This window comes from Cobetia sp., from assembly GCF_983723665.1.
The window spans coordinates 1-2,106 of sequence record NZ_CFDJES010000099.1 but is presented as its reverse complement, the minus strand read 5'-3'; the positions used below and the strand labels follow the sequence as shown (position 1 = coordinate 2,106).

The following is a 2,106-nucleotide window of genomic DNA, read 5'->3' as shown; positions in this document are numbered from 1 at the left end:
GGCGTCTCGATGGAGGTGCAGGTGCCTTCCGGAACCAGCTTCCAGGCATTGCCCTGATAATCGACGGTGGAAGTCCCGGCACACGAAGTACCCGGGCCAGCGGCGCAGTCATTCTCACCGGCCAGCGACACGCCGTAGCACTTTTCCATGCCCGCCGCGTGGGCCGGGAGGGAGACGACAGCGGTAGACAGAGCGACAGCGGTTCCGAGTGCGGAGGCCAGGGCAAAAGCGGTCTTGGCGGACTTGTTCGTCTTGGTAGACATGGGCACATCTCCTGAGAAAATGCTCTTTAATGAGCCAAACGTTATTTATCTATCACTTTCGCCCCTGCGCCGCGGGCTCAATCCAACTTACGGGGGGCTTGGGAAGATGGATGCAGAAAAGATCGAAATTATTGCCGCGACTCGACAATATCGCGCTGACCGCACTCCCCTCATCGCATGTGGAAACGATACCCCGCGCTTGCGTTGACCTCGCCATACAAACGACAGCGGCCCCATGCAGGGGCCGCTGTCGTTGACTGTCATCTGCTGTCTGAGGGCATGTCGCAACGCCTGTTGTAACGTCAGTCGCAACGGTTGCCTGCAGTACTGCAGGCGATGAGGGCGATCAGGTATCGCCCTGCCACTTGCGCTCCATGAGCTCCCAGCGCGAGAGCGACGCAGGTGCCTGCCCTGCCTCGGTGTCCAGTGTCTCTGTATCCAATGCCTCGGCATCCGGTGCTTCGGCACCCGGTACTTCGGCACCCGGCGCTCTGGTGACATCCTGGCCTTCGCTGGCTGCCGCTTCTTCACTGGCCGCCGCTTCTTCACTGGCAGGCGGCTCGGGCGCGGGCTGGCGATCAAGCGCCGACGGCGCGGGTGTCGATGGCTGATCCAGCGCCTGCTCGGGTTGATGCAGGGTGTCGCGCGACTGGCGCACCAGCGCTTCCGGCAGTGGCTTCTTCATGCGCGCGCCGAGTTCCAGCAGCTCCTCGGCACGGCTGATCAGGTTGCCGCGCCCGCTGGCCAGCCGCTTCATGGCGGTATCATGCGCCTCACGCGTACGTCCCAGCTGAGTGCCCAGCTCCTCGAGGGATTCGGCGAGGCCGCGGAACTTGTCGAGCAGCGCTCCCGCGCGTTCACCGATCACGCGCGCATTGTCGTTCTGACGCTCCAGACTCCACAGACTCGCCACGGTGCGCAGGCTGGCCAGCAAGGTGGTCGGCGTCACCATCACCACGCCCTGGGTGAAGGCATCCTGGAACAGGCTGTCATCGTGTTCGAAGGCCAGCGCGAAAGCCGGCTCCATCGGCAGGAACAGGAACACGAAGTCCGGCGAGCCCAGCCCCTCGATGGCGGGATAGTTGCGCCGCGCAAGCCCGGTGACATGGCCGCGCACCGAAGTCAGATGCGCGCGCAGTGCGCGTGCTCGCGTCACGTCGTCCTCGGCGTTGACGTACTCGGTGTAGGCGGTCAGCGAGACCTTGGCATCGATGATCAGATGCTTGTTGTCCGGCAGGTAGACGATGGCATCCGGACGCTGGCGTCCGCCCTCACCGGTGAACGACACCTCGCGCTTGAACTCGATGCCATCACGCAGACCGGAGCGCTCCAGCACGGTCTCCAGAATCATCTCGCCCCAGTTGCCCTGCATCTTGCTGTCGCCCTTGAGCGCCCGCGACAGGTTGGCTGCTTCCTCGGTGATCTGGCGGTTGAGCCCCGCCAGCTGGTCGAGCTGACTCTTGAGACTGGTGCGCTCACGCACCTCCTCGCCATGCAGCTGCTCGAGGCGCTGACGGAAGTCGCCGACCTGCTCACGAAACGGCTTGAGCAACTGCTCGAGCTGGGCGCCACTGGCGGCGGTGAAGCGCTGCTGGCGCTCCTCGAACACCTTGCCCGCCAGCTGCTCGAATTCCTGACTCAGGCGCTCGCGCGACTCGTTGAGCAATGCCAGCTGCTGCTCGTGATGGCTGGCCTCCTGACGCTGGCGCGTCACCAGCGAGGCATGTGTCTCGCGCAGCTCGGCGTAGCGCTCGCTCAGTGTCTCGAGACGCTCTTCACGCTCCAGCAGCTGCGCCTCCAGCACTTCCTGCTGGCGGGTCAGGCTGCGCGCCAGCGTCTGCTG

General features: G+C 64.5%; 2 protein-coding genes. Both read right to left on the bottom strand.

The window, feature by feature from the left end:
- The coding region (locus AC4FAH_RS10465; RefSeq protein ID WP_490245993.1) for a BufA1 family periplasmic bufferin-type metallophore at positions 1-263 on the bottom strand (263 nt) is incomplete at its 3' end.
- A gap of 346 nt (positions 264-609) precedes the next feature.
- A partial coding sequence (locus AC4FAH_RS10460; protein ID WP_490245992.1) for a DNA recombination protein RmuC occupies positions 610-2,106 on the bottom strand: 1,497 nt, incomplete at its 5' end.